Origin of the sequence: Clostridioides sp. ZZV14-6154 (assembly GCF_020657785.1) — a bacterium.
Classification (GTDB): Bacteria; Bacillota; Clostridia; order Peptostreptococcales; family Peptostreptococcaceae; genus Clostridioides.
The window spans coordinates 1-242 of the sequence record NZ_JAGWCY010000102.1 but is presented as its reverse complement, the minus strand read 5'-3'; the positions used below and the strand labels follow the sequence as shown (position 1 = coordinate 242).

The following is a 242-nucleotide window of genomic DNA, read 5'->3' as shown; positions in this document are numbered from 1 at the left end:
TATCATAGTTATACTACTAACAACCAAAAAGGTACTGTAAGGATTGAAAATGGATATATAAAATTACCTAAACTAAAATCGATGGTTAGGATAAAACAACATAGAATGTTTGATGGAGAAATAAAGAGTTGTACTATATCGAGAACACCAGGTAATAGATATTATATTTCTATATTAGCAGAAACTGAAATAGAGAAACTAAAAACTATTGATAAGAAAATAGGTGTAGATGTTGGATTGAA

1 pseudogene is annotated in these 242 nt (G+C 27.3%); it reads left to right on the top strand.

Annotated features, from left to right (window positions below):
- Window positions 1-242: pseudogene (locus KGF45_RS19935) on the top strand (RNA-guided endonuclease TnpB family protein); the annotation flags it as partial.